This is a genomic window from Candidatus Mycobacterium wuenschmannii (genome assembly GCF_030252325.1).
Taxonomy (GTDB): domain Bacteria; phylum Actinomycetota; class Actinomycetes; order Mycobacteriales; family Mycobacteriaceae; genus Mycobacterium; species Mycobacterium wuenschmannii.
Genome location: NZ_CP126981.1, coordinates 1,828,478 through 1,845,220, shown reverse-complemented (window position 1 = coordinate 1,845,220; position 16,743 = coordinate 1,828,478). Strand labels below are relative to the sequence as shown.

The window sequence follows — 16,743 nt, the reverse complement described above, 5'->3', positions numbered from 1 at the left end:
GTCGCGAGCATGCCAGCGTTGGTATGCCCATTCCGGGAGCGGTCGGCATGACGGTTGACGCGCATGCCTGGACGAGTTTCACCGACAATTACGCGATCCCCGAGTGGATCTCGGCCGCCTACGCCGAGAGCTATCAGGGTCCGCACGAAGACGAAGCCGAACTGGCCGCGGCGCCGTCGGTGACGCCGGCCCTGCTGGGCGCCCACTACCGGCTCGGTTCGCACCGGCCGGCGGGGGAGAGTCGTGTCGCGGTCTATCCGCCCGACGACGAGGGCGGTTTCGGTCCGGCGCTGCAGGTGGTCACCGACGACGGCGCGATGCTGATGGATTCGGTGACGGTACTGCTGCACCGGCTGGGCGTGGCCTACGCCGCGATCATGAACCCGGTCTTCCAGGTCAGGCGCGACGGCAGCGGCGACCTGATCGCCGTCGGCCCCAAGGATTCTGGCGGCGGCGGTATCGACGAGACCTGGATCCACATCCAGCTCTCACCGTCGGTGGACCGCAACGCTTTACACGAAGCCGAACGCCTGCTGCCGGGCGTGCTGGCCGACCTTCGCCGCGTCGCGGCGGACGCGACCACCATGCTCGCCGTGCTCGACGACCTTGCCAACGATGTCGAGACCAACGCCGAAGGCCATTACCCGGGCGCCAACAACGCCGACGTCGCCACGCTGTTGCGCTGGCTCGCCGCGGGCAACTTCACGCTGCTCGGCTACCAGCGCTGCCCGGTGCGCGACGGGCGGGTCTCGGGTGACGCCGCCACGGCCAGCCTCGGAGTATTGCGGCGGCGCAAGGGTTCTCGGCCCCGGCTCACGCTGGACGATGAACTGTTGGCGTTGGCGCAGACCGACGTCGCGAGTTATCTGCGCTTCGGCGCCTACCCCTATGTGTTCGCGGTCCGCGAGGACGCCGGCGGCGAGATCTTCGAGCACCGCCTGATCGGCCTGTTCACCGTCGCGGCGATGAACGCCGACGTGTTGGAGATCCCGATCATCTCCCGGCGGGCCCACGAGGTGCTGACGCTGGCCGACCTCGACCCCGGCCATCCCGGCCAGCTGGTCCTCGATGTTCTCCAAACCGTACCGCGCTCGGAACTTTTCGCGCGCACGGCCGAAGAGTTGCTGGCGATGGCCAAGTCGGTGGTCGATCTCGGGTCGGGGCGACGGGCGCTGCTGTTCCTGCGGGCCGACCGTCTCGAGTATTTCGTATCCTGCCTGGTCTACCTGCCGCGCGATCGCTACACGACGGCCGTGCGCCTGCAGATCGAGGACATCCTGGTTCGCGAGTTCGGCGGCACCAGTCTCGAATTCACCGCCCGAGTCACCGAATCGCCCTGGGCACTGCTGCATTTCATGGTTCGGCTGCGCGAAGACCATGCCCCCAAGGTCGACACCTCCGACGCCAACCGGGTCCGGCTGCAGGCGATGCTCACCGAGGCGGCCCGCACCTGGTCCGACCGGCTGATCACCGAGGCGGCCACGGCGGGCATCGATCTGCTAGAGGCCGAGCACTACGCGGGCACATTCACCGAGGCGTACAAGCAGTTCGTCACCCCCGCGGACTCGATCGAGGACATCGCGATTTTCGACGAGTTGACCGACGACTCGGTCAAGCTGGTGCTCTCCGACCACAGCGACGACGAAACCGTGCGGTTGACATGGTATTTGGGCGGGCGGACCGCGTCGCTGAGCGAATTGTTGCCGATGCTGCAGTCGATGGGCGTCGAGGTGCTCGAGGAGCGGCCCTTCACCGTCACCCGGCCCGACGGGCTGCCGATCTGGATCTACCAATTCAAGATCACCCCGCAGCCGACCGTTCCACTCTCGCAGCCCGGCCCGGAGCGTGAGGCGACCGCGCAGCGTTTCGCCGACGCAGTCACCGCGATCTGGGAAGGCCGCGCGGAGATCGACCGCTTCAACGAACTGGTGATGCGCGCCGGCCTGACCTGGCAGCAGGTCGTGGTGATACGCGCCTACGCGAAGTACCTGCGGCAGGCCGGTTTTGCCTACAGTCAGGCGCACATCGAAGCGGTGGTCAACGAAAACCCCGCCACCGCACAGGCGTTGGTGGCGCTGTTCGAGGCGCTCTTCGATCCGGATCCCTCGACGTCGAAGAACCGCGACGCGCAGGCCGCGGCCGTGGCGGTCGCCCAGGACATCGACGCGCTGGTGAGCATGGACACCGACCGTGTGCTGCGCGCCTTCGCCGAGCTGATCCAGGCCACCCTGCGCACCAATTACTTTGTCACGCGCGAGGGCTCGGCACGCAGCCAGAATGTGCTGTCGTTGAAGCTGGACGCCCAACTCGTCGAGGAACTACCGCTGCCGCGACCGAAATTCGAGATCTTCGTCTACTCGCCGCGGGTCGAGGGCGTGCATCTGCGGTTCGGCTTCGTCGCGCGCGGCGGACTGCGCTGGTCGGACCGCCGGGAGGACTTCCGCACCGAAATCCTCGGGCTGGTCAAAGCCCAGGCGGTCAAGAATGCGGTGATCGTTCCGGTCGGCGCGAAGGGCGGGTTCGTCGTCAAGCAGCCGCCGCTGCCCACCGGCGACGCCGCCATCGACCGTGACGCGACGCGCACCGAAGGCATCGCCTGCTACCAGCTGTTCATCTCCGGCCTGCTCGACGTCACCGATAACGTCGACCACACCACCCGAGAGGTCAGCGCCCCAGCCGAAGTCGTGCGCCGCGACGGCGACGACGCCTACCTGGTGGTGGCCGCCGACAAGGGCACCGCCACCTTCTCCGACATCGCCAACGAAGTCGCCGGGTCCTACGGCTTCTGGCTGGGCGACGCCTTCGCCTCCGGCGGATCGGTCGGCTACGACCACAAGGCGATGGGCATCACCGCCAAGGGCGCGTGGGAAGCGGTCAAGCGGCACTTCCTCGAGATGGGCGTCGACACTCAAACTGAGGACTTCACCGTCGTCGGCGTCGGCGACATGAGCGGCGATGTGTTCGGCAATGGCATGTTGCTGTCCGAGCACATTCGGCTGCTGGCCGCCTTCGACCACCGGCACATCTTCCTCGACCCCAACCCCGACGCGGCGTCTTCCTGGCGGGAACGCCAACGGATGTTCGATCTGCCGCGATCCAGTTGGGACGACTACGACACGTCGCTGATCAGCACCGGCGGCGGGGTGTACAGCCGCGAACACAAATCGATTCCGATCAGCGAACAAATCCGCGAGGCGCTGGGCATCGACGGCGACGTCACCGAGATGACGCCACCCGCACTCGTGCGCGCGATCCTGCAGGCGCCGGTGGACCTCTTGTTCAACGGCGGCATCGGTACCTACATCAAGGCCGAGTCGGAGTCCGACGCCGACGTCGGTGACCGAGCCAACGATGCGCTGCGCGTCAACGCGAACCAGGTGCGCGCCAAAGTCGTTGGCGAGGGCGGAAATCTGGGCGTCACCGCGCTCGGCCGCGTCGAATTCGACCTGTGCGGTGGACGGATCAACACCGACGCGCTGGACAACTCGGCCGGCGTGGACTGCTCCGACCACGAGGTCAACATCAAGATTCTCGTCGACGCGCAGGTGACCGCGGGCGCGATCGACGCGAGCGAACGCACCGCCTTGCTCGAATCGATGACCGACGAGGTCGCCGAGCTGGTGCTCGCCGACAACGCCGACCAGAACGACCTGATGGGGACCAGCCGGGCCAACGCCCCGAGCCTGTTGCCGGTACACGCCGACCAGATCAAGTACCTGGTCGCCGAGCGTGGACTCAACCGCGAACTCGAAGCGCTGCCGTCGGAGAAGGAGATCGCCCGTCGCCTGGAAGTGGGCCTCGGGCTCACCTCGCCGGAACTCGCGACATTGATGGCGCACGTCAAGCTGACGCTGAAAGACGAACTGCTGGAAACGGATCTGCCGGATCAGGAGGTGTTCGCCCGCAAGCTCCCGCAGTACTTCCCGACGCAGTTGCGCGCGCGGTGCGGCCCGGCGATCCGGTCGCACCAACTGCGGCGCGAGATCGTGACCACCATGTTGGTCAACGACCTGGTCGACACCGCCGGCATCAGCTACGACTACCGCATCTCCCACGACACCGGGGTCAGCCCGGTCGACGCGGTGCGCACCTACGCCGCGACCGAAGCCATCTTCGGGATCGGCGAGTTGTGGCACGAGATCCGCGACGCGGGCCTACCGATCGCGGTGTCCGACCAGATGACGCTGGACACCCGCCGATTGATCGACCGTTCCGGGCGCTGGCTGCTGAACTATCGCCCGCAACCGTTGGCCGTCGGCGCCGAAATCAACCGTTTCGCAAGGAAAGTCGCGGCGCTGACCCCACGGATGTCGGAGTGGTTGCGCGGCGACGACAAAGCGATCGTGGAGAAGGAAGCCGCCGACTTCGTCCGCCAGGGCGCGTCGGAGGACCTCGGTTACATGGTGGCCGTCGGGTTGTATCGCTACAGCCTGCTGGACATCATCGACGTCGCGGACATCGAGGATCGCGAGCCCGCCGAGGTGGCCGACACCTATTTCGCGTTGATGGAGCGGCTCGGCACCGACGGCCTGCTGACCGCGATATCGGAGCTGCCGCGGGCGGACCGCTGGCACTCGTTGGCGCGCTTGGCGATTCGCGACGACATATATTCGTCGCTACGCTCGCTGTGTTTCGACGTGCTCGCGGTCGGCGAACCGGACGAGACCGGCGAAGAGAAGATCGCCGAATGGGAGCACACCAGCGCGTCGCGCGTGGAGCGGGCGCGACGGACCCTGATCGAGATATACGAAAGCGGCCAGCGGGATTTGGCCACACTGTCGGTGGCGGCGCGTCAGATTCGTTCGATGACGCGCACCAGCGGGCGAGGAGCAGCAGGTTGAGCCAACCGGGTTTTGTGGCACCGGTCCCGGTCAGGTGGTCGGACATCGACATGTATCAGCATGTCAACCACGCGATCATGATCACGATCATGGAAGAGGCGCGGGTCCCGTTCCTCAAGCCGGCGTTCGAGGCCGACATCCTAGAAATCGGCCTGCTGATCGCCGACGTGCGGGTCACGTACAAAGGCCAACTGCGGCTGATTGATTCGCCGCTTCAGGTGACCATGTGGACCAAGCGGTTGCGGGCGGTCGACTTCACTGTCGGCTACGAGGTGCGCTCGGTCAACGCGGATCCGGACTCGAAGCCCGCGGTGGTCGGTGAGTCACAGTTGGCCGCTTTCAACATCGACGAGCAGAAGCTGGTTCGCCTGTCCCCACATCATCGGGAATACTTGCAACGGTGGCTGAGGTAGCCGACCGGGGCGTGTGGCTGGGCCCCGAATCCGTCACCGCCCACCGCGCCGACCTGGCCGCCTTCGTCGAGCGCGCGGTGCGACTCGACGCCGCCACGGTCGTGCGTCTGCACGCGCGTTCTTCCCGTGAGTTCACCGCCTGGGTGTCAACGGGTTTGGACGTCCTGGCCAGCAGGGTCGTGGCCGGCGTCGTGCGACCCGACGACCTGTCGGTGGGGGCCGACGAACTGTCCCGCGGCCTCGCCGCGGTCGACGACTCGGGTTACGTCGACCCGGGATTTCCGATGGACTCCGCGTGGCGCGGCGCACTGCCGCCGGACTCCGCGTTCACCCATCTCGACGACGTGCCGGCTCGGTTGATGCTGGATCTGGCGCAGCGCGGATCGCAGTTGGCCAAGGAGCACGGCAGTTCGCAGGGGCCGCCCACATCGCTGCTGGACCAGGAAGTGGTTCGGGTCAGCGGCGGCGACGACAGCGTCGGCGTGCCGATGCGGTGCGTATTCGCCTTGACGGCAATGGGTTTCCTGCCGGCGGATGCCGACGCCGTCGACTCCGATGAGATCGTCCGGGTTCGCGTACTGCCGGCGTGGCTTCGCATCGATGCGCGATTCGGATCGGTGTACCGGCGTCGCGGCGACCCGGCCGTCGTGCTGCGCTGACTAGGTCGAGTAGCGCGTCCACAGCGGCAGGACCTCGTAGAGGTAGTCCATGAATTTCTTCAGACCGACGCGGTATTCGACATAGCCGTACGGGTCGACCGCGCGCTGTGGAAACGCGATCCCGAGACCGAACAATCCCGGCGCCAGGATGCCGTTGTCGGGGTTGTAATCAAGCTGACCCCATTGCGGGGTTTCGGGCAACGTCCGGCGTTCGAGGCCCACGGTGTACACCGCGAGATCGCACTCGGCCAGCTTGTCGCCGAAGTCGGGTCCGTCCACGAGGCAGCGCTCCAGGCGATCCGGCAGCACGCCATCGATGTTCTCCCGAGCCCAATCCGCGGCCCGGCCCTTGAGACCGGTGTCGTCGTAGAAGATCCAGTCGTCCAGGTACACGGCGTACTTGACGGGGCTGCGATAGAAGTTGACCACCTTCGCGACCGGAAGGCGAAGCAGATGCGGCAGCGCGATCATCGACGAGTGCGACGACCCGAACACCGCGACGGTCGCGTTCTCCAGCGGCTGTCGGGCAAGCTTCTCTGGATCGAGAGCAATCTCCAGCGGAATCTCTTGCAGCTGAGGATAGTTGAGCTTCCTCGGGGTAGCCCCGACCGCCAGGATCACATTCTGCGATGTGAGCGGCTGTTCCTGGGTCTCGATCCGCCACCGGCGGTCGGTCAGGACCAGTGCGGTTGCGGTGGTCTCGAAAGTGTCGACCCGTTGCCGCAGATGCTCGGTGATCCACAACAGCGGATCGGCCACCAGGGCGAGCGCGCACGTCTCCTCGGTATCGGTTTCGGTCAGTGGCATCGGAGGCGCCTCGGAGAACCGAAAGGCCTTGGCGCCGTTGAGGTATTCCAGAAACGCGCTCACCTTGGTGTTGCTGGACACCGATCGCCACTTCGCGCCGAGGTCGCCCGCCGCGAATTCCGGGTCGATCCAGGCGATGTCCTCGCCGGCCACGCCGTGATCGAGAAGTTTCCCGATCGCGGCGATGCCTGCGGGCCCGGCGCCGATCACCGTCCATGCGTACGTCATGCGTTATGTATGCCAGATTCCCGCAGCTACGCGCTACTCGGGAGCCACCAGCCACGCCGCCGCGTCCGGCGCCAATTCGCCGTCCACCAACGGCGCGCTCGTCAACAACACCTCGCCGTCGGGCAGTGTGATCGGCGCGGTGCCGGCGTTGAGCACGCAGCGCAACCCCTGATCGCCGCGGGCAAAGGCCAGAACGCCGCCGGGTGCCTCCAGCCACTGGATCCCGTCACCACTGAATTCGAGGTAGCTGCGCCGTATTTCGAGGGCGCGCTGAAAGAACGACAGCGTCGAGTCGGCGTTGAGGAGTTGCTTCTCGACCGTGAGCGACTCCCAGTCCGGCGGTATCGGCAACCAGGTATCGGCGTTGGTGGAGAAGTCGAACGGGGGCGTGTCGCCACGCCACGGCATCGGGATGCGGCATCCGTCGCGCCCGCGGACGGTGTGCCCCGAACGTTCCCAGGTCGGATCGCGCAGGGCCTCGTCGGGCAATTCGACGTTGGGCAGACCCAATTCCTGACCGTTGTAGAGGAACAGCGCGCCCGGCAGGGCGAGGGTCACCAGCGCCATGGCCCGGGCCCGATCCAGCCCGAGCTCGCCGCCGCCGTAGCGGGTGGGCGCCCGGACCACGTCGTGGTTCTCCAACGTCCATGTGGGAGTGGCGTTTTCCATCGCGGCCGCAGTCAGCGTGTTGTCGATCGCGTCGTGGATTTCGGTCAGGTCCCATTCGGCCCGCACCATGCGGAAGTTGAAGCCGAGGTGCAACTCGTCGGCCCGCACGTACTCGGCCCAGCTGGCGTTGTCGAAAACCCAGACCTCGCCGATGGTCACCGCCTCGGGAAAGTCGTCCATCACGCGGCGGATATTGCGGTGAATCGCATGCACATTCGGGTGGTTGAACCGCGGATCGCCATCGCTGAGCATGCGCGGACGCATCTCGACATCAGTGTCCGGCAGTCCCGGCGGTTTGGCCATCCCGTGCGCGACGTCGATGCGGAAGCCGTCGACCCCGCGCTCCAACCAGAATCGCAGCGTCTTCTCGAGATCGTCGAACACCTCCGGGTTCTCCCAGTTGAGGTCCGGCTGCTCGACGTCGAAGAGGTGCAGATACCACTGGCCCGGGTTGCCGTCCGGCTCGGTGACCCGCGTCCAGGACGGCCCACCGAAGACTGACTGCCAATTGTTGGGCGCCTCAGCCCCATCGGGGCCGCGCCCATCGCGGAAGATGTAGCGCTCACGTGCCGCGCTGCCCGGCGCGGCGGCCAACGCCTCCTGGAACCAGGGGTGCTCGGAGCTGGTGTGGTTGGGCACCAGGTCCATGGTGATCTTGATGCCGCGCTGGTGCGCCGCCTCGATCAGTCGCTCGAGCGCGGCCAGGCTACCGAACAATGGATCGATGTCCCGCGGGTCCGACACGTCGTAGCCGTGATCGGCCATGGGGGACACCATGATCGGGCTGAACCAGATCGAGTTGACGCCCAGCCGGTCGAGGTAGTCCAACTGCGCTGCCACGCCGTCGATGTCGCCGACACCGTCGCCGTTGCTGTCGGCGAAGGAGCGCGGATACACCTGATAGAACAGGGCGTCCCGCCACCATGTCCGCTGCTGTCGGGTGCTCATCAGAAGGGCGAGTTGACCATTGAGTGCGCCGCCATTTCCAGGTAGTCCAGCAAAGCCTTGCGATGTGCGTCGTCGAGGGTTGCCGAGTCGATCGACGCCACCGCGGTGTGCATGCACCGCAGCCACGCGTCACGCTCGAACGGGCCGATCTGGAACGGCGAGTGCCGCATCCGCAGTCGGGGATGGCCGCGCTGATCGGAGTAGGTGCGCGGGCCGCCCCAGTACTGCTCGAGGAACATTCGCAGCCGTACCTCGGCGCCCGCCAGGTCGTCCTCGGGGTACAGCGGCCGCAGGATCTCGTCCTCGGCGACCAGTTCGTAGAAGCGCGCCACGATCGCATGGAACGTATCCGCACCGCCGACGGCGTCGTAGAAGGTTTGTTGTGGTTGTTCCATCGCATCCCATTGTGGGCCATGCCCGGACCGGGTTGCTGAGCGACATGTGAACCTTGGGCGCGCGCCCCGCACCGGGTGTTCACCGGATTGACCAGCGGACACCGGCCAATTTGGCGTGCGTTCGCTGGCGAATCGTGGTGGACTGGTCAGCGGAGGACGTATGGCGCAGCGCACAAAACGCCGCAGCCACCACAGTTCTGGTGCCGCGGCAGGCCTCACCGGGCCCGCGATCGGCTCCACCCTGCACAGCGTTCCCACCGTCGACCCCCATTCGGCGGTGCTCGGCGAGCCAGGATCGGTCTGGAATCGCCGTCGGGTGCTGCTGCTGAATTCCACCTACGAGCCCTTGACCGCACTGCCGGTAAGGCGGGCGATCATCATGTTGATCTGCGGTAAGGCCGAGGTCGTGCACGACGACCCAACCGGTCCCGTCGTTCATTCCGCGACCCGGACGATCGCGGTGCCGTCGGTGATCCGACTGCGCACGTACGTCCGGGTGCCGTATCGGGCCCGGGTGCCGATGACCCGCGCAGCCCTGATGCACCGGGACCGATTCTGCTGCGCCTACTGCGGCGCCAAGGCCGACACCGTCGACCATGTGGTGCCCCGCAGTCGCGGCGGCGAGCATTCCTGGGAGAACTGCGTCGCGTGCTGCTCCACCTGTAACCACCGCAAGGGCGACAAGCTGCTCACCGAGCTGGGCTGGTCGTTGCGGATGCCGCCGAGCCCGCCGAAGGGCCAGCACTGGCGGCTGCTCTCGACGGTCAAGGAACTCGACCCGGCGTGGGCGCGCTACTTGGGAGAGGGCGCGGCCTAGCGCTCTGTGGCTCCGGGATCGCCGGTGGGATACGGTTTGCGTCGTGAGCATGATGGAGATCCACTCATTGTTCTTGGGCGTTCCGCTGGTGCTGGCGATCCTGCTCGCGGCACTGATCTGGTCGCGCAAGGGTCCGCACCCAGCCACTTACAAGTTGTCGGAACGCTGGACCCATGCGCCCATCCTGTGGGCCGCAACCGACGAGGCCGTCGGGCACGGCGGTCACGGCCATGACGAATTCAGCGTGGGAGGCGGCGCAAGTGGCAAGTGGTGAAGTAGCAACCGTCGCTCACCCCGAGCTGCCGTACGGCTCGGCGATCACGACCAGCGGTCGCATCTCGGGCGTCACCGAGCCCGGCGAGCTCTCGTCGCACTATCCGTTCCCGATCAGCGACCTGGTCGCCATCGACGACGCGCTGACCTTCGGGTCGCGTGCCTCGGGTGCGCGTTTCTCGGTCTACATCGGGGACCTGGGTAGCGACACCGCGGCCCGGGCGCGCGAGATCCTGGCCAAGGTGCCGACGCCCAACGACGCCGTGCTGATCGCCGTGTCACCGGATCAGCACGTGATCGAGGTCGTCTACGGCTCCGCGGTCCGCAGCCGCGGGGCCGAGTCCGCCGCCCCGCTCGGTGTCGCCGCTGCGGCGGCGTCGCTGAAGGACGGCAACCTGATCGACGGCCTGGTCAGCGCGGTTCGCGTGACCAGCGCCGGCATCTCACCGGCCTAGGCCTCGCCACCCGCGTCGAGTCGGCGCGCCCGCAGCGACCTTTCGATGCCCGCGCGACCCTCCAGCACCAGCCGCCGAAGCGCTGGCGGCAGTTCGGAGTCGGCGAGAAACGCGTCGGCGGCCGCTATGCCTTCGTCGCTGATGTCCCACGACGGGTACAACCCGACCACCACGGTCTGCGCGACCTCGCTGGATCGCCGCTCCCAGATGCCGGGGATCGCGGCGAAATACCTTGCGCCGAATGGCTTGAGCAGCTCGGCCTGACCGGACTGCACGAAACCATTGATGATCGACCGGCCGACGATGTTGGCCAGCGTGTCGTCCTCGGTGACCTGTGTCCACGCCGATTCCTTGACCGCCTCCTGCGGCCGCGCGGCGGAGGCCTGGGCGCCCAGCCGCTTGCCCGCCGACGTCGGGTCACGCTCGACCTCGGCATCGATGAACGGCGTCTCGGGCCCGTCGGCGTCGACGGCTCCGGCTGCGGCCAGGGCGGTGACGATCCGCCAGCGCAGGTCGGTGTCGACGGTCAGCCCGTCCAGTCCCACGTCGGCGGGATTCTTGTCGAGCAACTCGGTGAGCGCCGAGACATGCTGCTCGGACAGCACCGACGAGCACAGCGCGTTGACGAACGCCAACTGGTGATCCGAGCCGGCAACCGCGCCGCGGGCCAACTCCAGCAGCCGGTCGGCGAACGCCGGCCAGCCCTCGGCCCGCGCCCACCCGGGGTCGGCGTAGGAGCCCAGCGCCGTCTGTGCCTGCAGGAGAAGACGTTGCGCGACACCGACTTCCGTCTCGGCCTGAATGCCGCCGGACACCAGCGCGACGAAATCGCGGGCCCGCAGCTCCGCGTCGCGCGTCATCTCCCACGCCGCCGACCACACCAGCGTCCGGGGGAGCGGCTCGGCGATATCGGCGATGCGGCCCAGCGCGGTGTCCAGTGAGCCCGAGTCCAACCGCAGCGAGCAGTAGGTCAGGTCGTCGTCGTTGACCAGCACCAGCCTGCCCGCCGAAACGCCTACCAGCGCAGGGACATCGGTGCTCGGGCCGTCGATGTCGAGCTCTTCGCGATGCGACCGGGTGAGCTTGCCGGTGCCGTCGTCGTCATAGATGCCGATCGCCAGTCGGTGCACCCGCGTTTCGCCGGCGCCGGGTGCGGCGCCGCTCTGTGTCACCGCGAACCGGGTGAACTTGCCGTCGGCGTCGACGTCGAAGTCCGCCCGAAGTGTGTTCAGCCCAGTGGTTTTCAGCCACTGCCGACCCCAGTCGGAAAGGTCGCGGCCCGATGCCTTCTCCAGCGCGGTGAGCAGGTCGTCGAACGTGGCGTTGTCGAACGCGTGCGCGCGGAAGTAATCCCGCAGACCGGTCAGGAAGTGCTCCAGGCCGACGTAGGCCACCAGCTGCTTGAGCACGCTGGCGCCTTTGGCGTAGGTGATGCCGTCGAAGTTGACCTCGACGGCGGCCAGGTCGGGAATGTCCGCGGCCACAGGATGTGTCGAGGGCAACTGATCCTGTCGGTAGGCCCACGACTTCTCCGAGTTGGCGAACGTCGTCCAGGCCTCGGTGAATTCCGTCGCCTCACTCTGGCACAGCACTGAGGCGAAGGTGGCGAAAGATTCGTTGAGCCACAAGTCATCCCACCACCGCATGGTGACCAGGTCGCCGAACCACATGTGCGCCATCTCGTGCAGCACCGTCTCGGCGCGTCGCTCGTAGGATGCCCGCGTCACCTTGCTGCGGAAGACGTAGTCCTCCAGGAACGTAACGGCACCGGCGTTCTCCATCGCACCCGCGTTGAACTCCGGCACGAACAGCTGGTCGTACTTTCCGAACGCGTATGGCACGCCAAAGTTGTTGTGGTAGAACCTGAAACCCTGCTTGGTCTGCGTGAACAGCCGTTCGGCGTCCATGTATTCCGCGAGCGTGGCCCGGCAGAACAGGCCGAGCGGGATCTCGCCGTGCTCGTCGCGGTACACGTCGTCCCACCGGGCGTATGGACCGGCGATCAGCGCGACCAGGTAGGTGCTCATCTTCGGGGTGGTGGCGAACGCGTGGACGCCGTCGACGGCGCTGGTCGTGGCCCCGTTGGACACCACCTGCCAGTGCGTCGGCGCGGTCACCGAAATATCGAAGGTGGCCTTCAGGTCGGGCTGGTCGAAGCAGGCGAACATCCGCTTGGCGTCCGCGGTTTCGAATTGGGAGTACAGATACACCTCGCTGTCGACCGGGTCGACGAATCGGTGCAGTCCCTCGCCGGTGTTGGAGTACCGGCACTCGGCGTCGACCACGAGGGTGTTGTGTTCGGCGAGCCCGCTCAATGCGATGCCGGTCGCCTCGTCGTAGCCCGACACGTCGAGGTCGCGGCCGTTGAGGGTCGCACCGTGCACCCTCGCGGCGGCGATGTCGATGACGGTGTCGGCACCGGGGAGCGCATCGAACGCCACGGTCGTCGTGGAGCGGAAGGTGCGTTCGCTTGGCTTGCCGTCACCGTCGGTGAGGTCCAGAACGATTCGGTAGTTGTCGACGGTGACCAGTGCGGCGCGTTCGGCGGCCTGGTCGCGAGTGAGGTTGGGGAGAGCCACGTGTCCAACTTAGGCGCACCGCGGGAATGCGACCGCCGGGGCTAGGGTTGTGCTGGACGACTTGCCGAGGAGTTGACGAGAGGATCCGCATGTCCGAGAAGTCAGTCGCCGATTTCTGGTTCGACCCGTTGTGCCCGTGGGCATGGATCACGTCCCGCTGGATCTTGGAAGTGGAAAAGGTCCGCGACATCGAGGTGAATTTCCAGGTGATGAGCCTCGCGGTGCTCAACGAGAACCGCGAGAACCTACCCGCGGAGTACAAGGAAAAGCTCGCTAAGGCGTTCGGCCCGGTTCGGGTGGCGATCGCCGCCGAGCAGGCGCACGGCTCAGAGATCCTCGCCCCGCTGTACGAGGCGATGGGCACCCGCATCCACAACGAGGGCAACAAGGACCTCGATGACGTCATCACGCAGTCGCTGAAAGCGCTGGATCTGCCGGCCGAGTTGGCCGATGCCGCAACGACGGACGCGTACGACGAGGCGCTGCGTAAGAGCCACCATGCGGGCATGGACGCGGTCGGCGACGACGTCGGCACGCCCACCATTCACATCAACGGCACGGCGTTCTTCGGACCGGTGTTGTCACGAATTCCACGGGGCGAAGAGGCCGGCAAGTTGTGGGACGCGTCGGTGACGTTCGCCGCCTACCCGCACTTCTGGGAGCTCAAGCGCAGCCGCACCGAGGCACCCGAGTTCGACTAGATCCGTTCGGCGGTGCAAGGATCACCGACATGCGCGTCTACCTCGGCTCCGACCACGCCGGCTTCGAACTCAAACAGCAGATCATCGAGCACCTCACGAAGACCGGCCATGAGCCGGTCGACTGCGGCGCGTTCACCTACGACGCCGAGGACGACTACCCCGCGTTCTGTATCGACGCCGCGACGCGGACGGTGGCCGATCCGGACAGCCTCGGCATCGTGATCGGGGGATCGGGCAACGGTGAGCAGATCGCGGCCAACAAGGTGCCGGGCGCGCGCTGCGCGCTGGCGTGGAGTGTCGAGACCGCCTCGCTGGCGCGCGAACACAACAACGCGCAGCTGATCGGCATTGGCGGACGGATGCATACCGTCCCCGAGGCGCTGTCGTTCGTGGATGCGTTCTTGAGCACGCCGTGGTCGAAAGCCGAACGCCACCAACGACGTATCGACATCCTGGCCGAATACGAGCGCACGCACCAGGCTCCGCCGGTGCCCGGCGCGCAGGGCTGAGGACTGCGTTGCCCGAAGGGCATACCCTCCACCGGTTGGCGCGGCTGCACCAACGGCGCTTCGCAGGCGCCCCGGTCGCGGTGTCGAGCCCGCAGGGTCGTTTCGACGCCGAAGCTGCAACGGTCAGCGGTCAGGTGTTCAAGAAGGCCAGTGCTTGGGGTAAGCACCTTTTCCACCACTACGCCGACGGCGCGATCGTGCACGTGCACCTCGGCCTGTACGGCAAGTTCACCGAGTGGGGGCGCCGGCCGGACGAGGAGATACCGGCCGCGGTCGGGCAGGTCCGGATGCGGATGATCGGCGACGAGTACGGCACCGATCTGCGCGGGCCGACGGTGTGCGAGCTCATCGACGAGGCCCAGGTCGCCGACGTCGTCGCACGGCTGGGGCCCGACCCGCTGCGCCGCGACGCCGATCCGTCGTGGCCGTGGGCGCGAATAGCCAAGTCGCGCAGGCCAATCGGTGCTTTGCTGATGGACCAGACCATCATCGCCGGCGTCGGCAACGTCTATCGCAACGAGTTGCTGTTCCGGCACGGCATCGACCCGTACCGCCCCGGCCAGAAGATCGACGAGACGGAATTCGCCGAAGCCTGGACCGACTTGGTCGCCCTGATGAAAGTCGGTGTGCGGCGGGGCAAGATCATCACGATTCGGCCCGAACACGACCACGGCGCGCCATCCTACGGACCACGGCGGCCGCGCTCCTACGTCTACCGACGCGCCGGCGATCCGTGTCGGGTGTGCGGAACCCCGGTTCGCACAGCCGAATTGGAGGGCCGAAACCTCTTCTGGTGTCCGACCTGCCAGACCTGAGCGGCTCGTCGTGACCGCTTGTTGCTCAGCAGCTTTCGACGCCGAGCACCCGGTATATCTCGTTGCTCATGACCACGCTGCGGGGATCGGCGTTGGCCTTGGTCGGGTCGAAGTGGTTCATCACGTAGGCGTAGCCGATCCGATTTTCCAGGTCGACGAAGCCGAACGAGCCGCCGAGCCCGCCATGACCGAAGATCGACGGGTTGGGTCCGTTGACACGGCGCTGGTTGAGCATGTAGCCCAGGCCCCAGCCGTGGTCGGCGACGCGAGGGCCCAGCACGAGATCGGTCTCCAAGCCGCCCTGTGACACCCGAATCCGGTCCATGTGCGCGCGGCTGAGCAGCTTCTCCTGAGCGAGCGCGTTGTAGAACGTCGCCAGCCCCAGCGCCGACACCTGTCCGTTGGTGCCCGGGAATTCGAGTTCGCGCCACAGTTCCAGATCGTTCGAGCCGACCTCGTCGTCGGGCGCAAACCCCATCGATATGGCCAACCCCGCCTTCGGGTGCTCGTTCAGTGAGGTGGGGTACCCGGGTGCGTTGAGGTCGGCCAGCATCTGGCGGATGTGCGGCTTGGCGACCCGATCGGCGCACCGGTTCTGCACGGAACGCGGTGTGCCGATGTGGATCTCGGCGCCCAGCGGTTCGGCGATCTCGGTCCGCAGATACCGACCCACCGTGTCGCCCGTGACGCGGCGGAAGATCTCGCCGAGGATGAAGCCGAACGTCGTCATGTGATAACCCTGCGCGGTCCCGGGCTCCCACCAAGGTTCGGCCTCGGCCAGGCGCGCGCACACGTAATCCCAGTCGGTGACGTGCTTCCAGTCCATTCGCTGCCGCGGACCGATCACGCCGGACCGGTGGCTCATCACCATCGCGAGGGTGATGTCGTCCTTGCCCGCCTGCGCGAATTCCGGCCAGTACCGGGCGACCGGCGCATCCAGATCCAGCTCGCCGCGTTCGACGAGTTGATGGACACAGGTGCTGGTCAGGCCCTTGGTGCCGGAGAGCACGGTCGACAGCGTGTCCACCTGCCACGGCTGGGTGCCGGCCTCGTCGGCCCAGCCGCCCCAGAGGTTGACGACGAGCTCGCCGTCAACCCACGCGGCGACGGACGCGCCGATTTCCTTGCCCTGCACGAAGTTCTCGGCAAACGCGTCGCGCACACCCTGGAAGCGCGACGCGCAGGTGCCGTGGATCTGAATGTCCGTGGTGGCGCTGGAGTGCTGAATGGTCAGCCTCCTCAGCTAGCCGGTTCGGCTCAGATTGTAAGACTTCCGCAAATCCCGTGGTCGACGCCACGCCAGGGGCCGGGTCGCCGCTGCTGCAAGATCCGCTCGGCCACGATCGGACCCCCGATCGACGGTTTATAAGAACACCGATTGCTCCAATCACGATCACATATGAGGTTGCCCAGAAGAGTGGACGATGACGCGGGACGGTGGTCCCCTGGGAGGGTGCCCGTTTGTACCGTCCTCGGCCGCGGCCTTCCCCGGAGTCCCGGGTCGAAGCCGCGTTCGAGGTCATCGATGGAAATATGCCGGTTGCTGACCGACAACCGGACGTCGCCCGATCCTGTTGACCGTCAATCGCTTTCACAAGGTGGGAGCGCGAACGAAAGGGCCGCGGCGAACTTTG

At 66.7% G+C, this 16,743-nt stretch carries 14 protein-coding genes; 9 read left to right on the top strand and 5 right to left on the bottom strand.

Annotated features, from left to right (window positions below; all coding sequences use genetic code 11):
* The first annotated feature begins 47 nt into the window (after nt 1-47).
* Genes PT015_RS08805 through PT015_RS08795 form a run of 3 tightly spaced genes read left to right on the top strand, consistent with a single transcriptional unit; the run spans nt 48 to nt 5,913 of the window.
* A complete protein-coding gene (locus PT015_RS08805; protein ID WP_390887956.1) occupies nt 48-4,841 on the top strand; it encodes an NAD-glutamate dehydrogenase in 4,794 nt (1,597 codons plus the stop codon).
* Complete coding sequence (locus tag PT015_RS08800; RefSeq protein WP_285190247.1) at nt 4,838-5,254, top strand: acyl-CoA thioesterase; 417 nt, start codon at nt 4,838-4,840, stop codon at nt 5,252-5,254. The genes PT015_RS08805 and PT015_RS08800 overlap by 4 nt, the downstream gene beginning before the upstream one ends.
* The gene (locus tag PT015_RS08795) at nt 5,242-5,913 is read left to right on the top strand and encodes a hypothetical protein (protein WP_285190246.1); all 672 of its coding nucleotides are present in this window, start codon (nt 5,242-5,244) and stop codon (nt 5,911-5,913) included. Before PT015_RS08800 ends, PT015_RS08795 begins: the two co-directional genes overlap by 13 nt.
* Here the strand turns inward: PT015_RS08795 and PT015_RS08790 are convergent, their stop codons facing one another.
* Genes PT015_RS08790 through PT015_RS08780 form a run of 3 tightly spaced genes read right to left on the bottom strand, consistent with a single transcriptional unit; the run spans nt 5,914 to nt 8,960 of the window.
* A complete protein-coding gene (locus PT015_RS08790; protein ID WP_285191007.1) occupies nt 5,914-6,930 on the bottom strand; it encodes an FAD-dependent oxidoreductase in 1,017 nt (338 codons plus the stop codon). It lies immediately after the preceding gene.
* A 51-nt stretch (nt 6,931-6,981) separates the two neighbouring features.
* On the bottom strand, nt 6,982-8,565 hold the full coding sequence (locus PT015_RS08785; RefSeq protein WP_285190245.1) for a glycoside hydrolase family 13 protein: 1,584 nt from the start codon (nt 8,563-8,565) through the stop codon (nt 6,982-6,984).
* Complete coding sequence (locus PT015_RS08780) at nt 8,565-8,960, bottom strand: globin (RefSeq protein WP_285190244.1); 396 nt, start codon at nt 8,958-8,960, stop codon at nt 8,565-8,567. The genes PT015_RS08785 and PT015_RS08780 overlap by 1 nt, the downstream gene beginning before the upstream one ends.
* A gap of 160 nt (nt 8,961-9,120) precedes the next feature.
* Here PT015_RS08780 and PT015_RS08775 point away from each other — a divergent pair, with 160 nt between their 5' ends.
* From PT015_RS08775 to PT015_RS08765, 3 genes are read left to right on the top strand one after another with little or no spacing between them, the layout of a single operon-like run.
* A complete protein-coding gene (locus tag PT015_RS08775) occupies nt 9,121-9,777 on the top strand; it encodes an HNH endonuclease (protein ID WP_285190243.1) in 657 nt (218 codons plus the stop codon).
* A 52-nt stretch (nt 9,778-9,829) separates the two neighbouring features.
* On the top strand, nt 9,830-10,051 hold the full coding sequence (ctaJ, locus tag PT015_RS08770) for an aa3-type cytochrome oxidase subunit CtaJ (protein ID WP_285191006.1): 222 nt from the start codon (nt 9,830-9,832) through the stop codon (nt 10,049-10,051).
* Nucleotides 10,038-10,505 (top strand): DUF5130 domain-containing protein, encoded by a 468-nt coding sequence (locus tag PT015_RS08765; protein ID WP_285190242.1) that lies wholly within the window; start codon nt 10,038-10,040, stop codon nt 10,503-10,505. The genes ctaJ and PT015_RS08765 overlap by 14 nt, the downstream gene beginning before the upstream one ends.
* Here PT015_RS08765 and pepN read toward each other — a convergent pair.
* The gene (gene pepN, locus PT015_RS08760) at nt 10,502-13,084 is read right to left on the bottom strand and encodes an aminopeptidase N (protein ID WP_285190241.1); all 2,583 of its coding nucleotides are present in this window, start codon (nt 13,082-13,084) and stop codon (nt 10,502-10,504) included. The two genes, PT015_RS08765 and pepN, sit on opposite strands and share 4 nt — an antisense overlap.
* Nucleotides 13,085-13,173: 89 nt before the next feature.
* Between pepN and PT015_RS08755 the strand changes: the two genes are divergently transcribed.
* From PT015_RS08755 to PT015_RS08745, 3 genes are read left to right on the top strand one after another with little or no spacing between them, the layout of a single operon-like run.
* Nucleotides 13,174-13,785 carry a mycothiol-dependent nitroreductase Rv2466c family protein gene (locus PT015_RS08755; RefSeq protein ID WP_285190240.1) on the top strand — a complete coding sequence of 204 codons (612 nt, stop codon included), beginning with the start codon at nt 13,174-13,176 and terminating at the stop codon, nt 13,783-13,785.
* Between the two features lie 29 nt (nt 13,786-13,814).
* On the top strand, nt 13,815-14,294 hold the full coding sequence (locus tag PT015_RS08750; protein WP_285190239.1) for a ribose-5-phosphate isomerase: 480 nt from the start codon (nt 13,815-13,817) through the stop codon (nt 14,292-14,294).
* A gap of 8 nt (nt 14,295-14,302) precedes the next feature.
* Complete coding sequence (locus PT015_RS08745; protein WP_285190238.1) at nt 14,303-15,109, top strand: Fpg/Nei family DNA glycosylase; 807 nt, start codon at nt 14,303-14,305, stop codon at nt 15,107-15,109.
* Nucleotides 15,110-15,134: 25 nt separating this feature from the next.
* Here the strand turns inward: PT015_RS08745 and PT015_RS08740 are convergent, their stop codons facing one another.
* Nucleotides 15,135-16,310 carry a serine hydrolase domain-containing protein gene (locus PT015_RS08740; RefSeq protein WP_285191005.1) on the bottom strand — a complete coding sequence of 392 codons (1,176 nt, stop codon included), beginning with the start codon at nt 16,308-16,310 and terminating at the stop codon, nt 15,135-15,137.
* Nucleotides 16,311-16,743: the final 433 nt, after the last annotated feature.

Excerpts from the sequence above, each read along its gene's own strand:
- PT015_RS08805 (WP_390887956.1), top strand. The coding sequence starts at position 48 with ATGACGGTTGACGCGCATGCCTGGACGAGTTTCACCGACAATTACGCG.
- PT015_RS08785 (WP_285190245.1), bottom strand. The coding sequence starts at position 8,565 with ATGAGCACCCGACAGCAGCGGACATGGTGGCGGGACGCCCTGTTCTAT.
- PT015_RS08780 (WP_285190244.1), bottom strand. The coding sequence starts at position 8,960 with ATGGAACAACCACAACAAACCTTCTACGACGCCGTCGGCGGTGCGGAT.
- PT015_RS08775 (WP_285190243.1), top strand. The coding sequence starts at position 9,121 with ATGGCGCAGCGCACAAAACGCCGCAGCCACCACAGTTCTGGTGCCGCG.
- ctaJ (WP_285191006.1), top strand. The coding sequence starts at position 9,830 with ATGGAGATCCACTCATTGTTCTTGGGCGTTCCGCTGGTGCTGGCGATC.
- PT015_RS08755 (WP_285190240.1), top strand. The coding sequence starts at position 13,174 with ATGTCCGAGAAGTCAGTCGCCGATTTCTGGTTCGACCCGTTGTGCCCG.
- PT015_RS08750 (WP_285190239.1), top strand. The coding sequence starts at position 13,815 with ATGCGCGTCTACCTCGGCTCCGACCACGCCGGCTTCGAACTCAAACAG.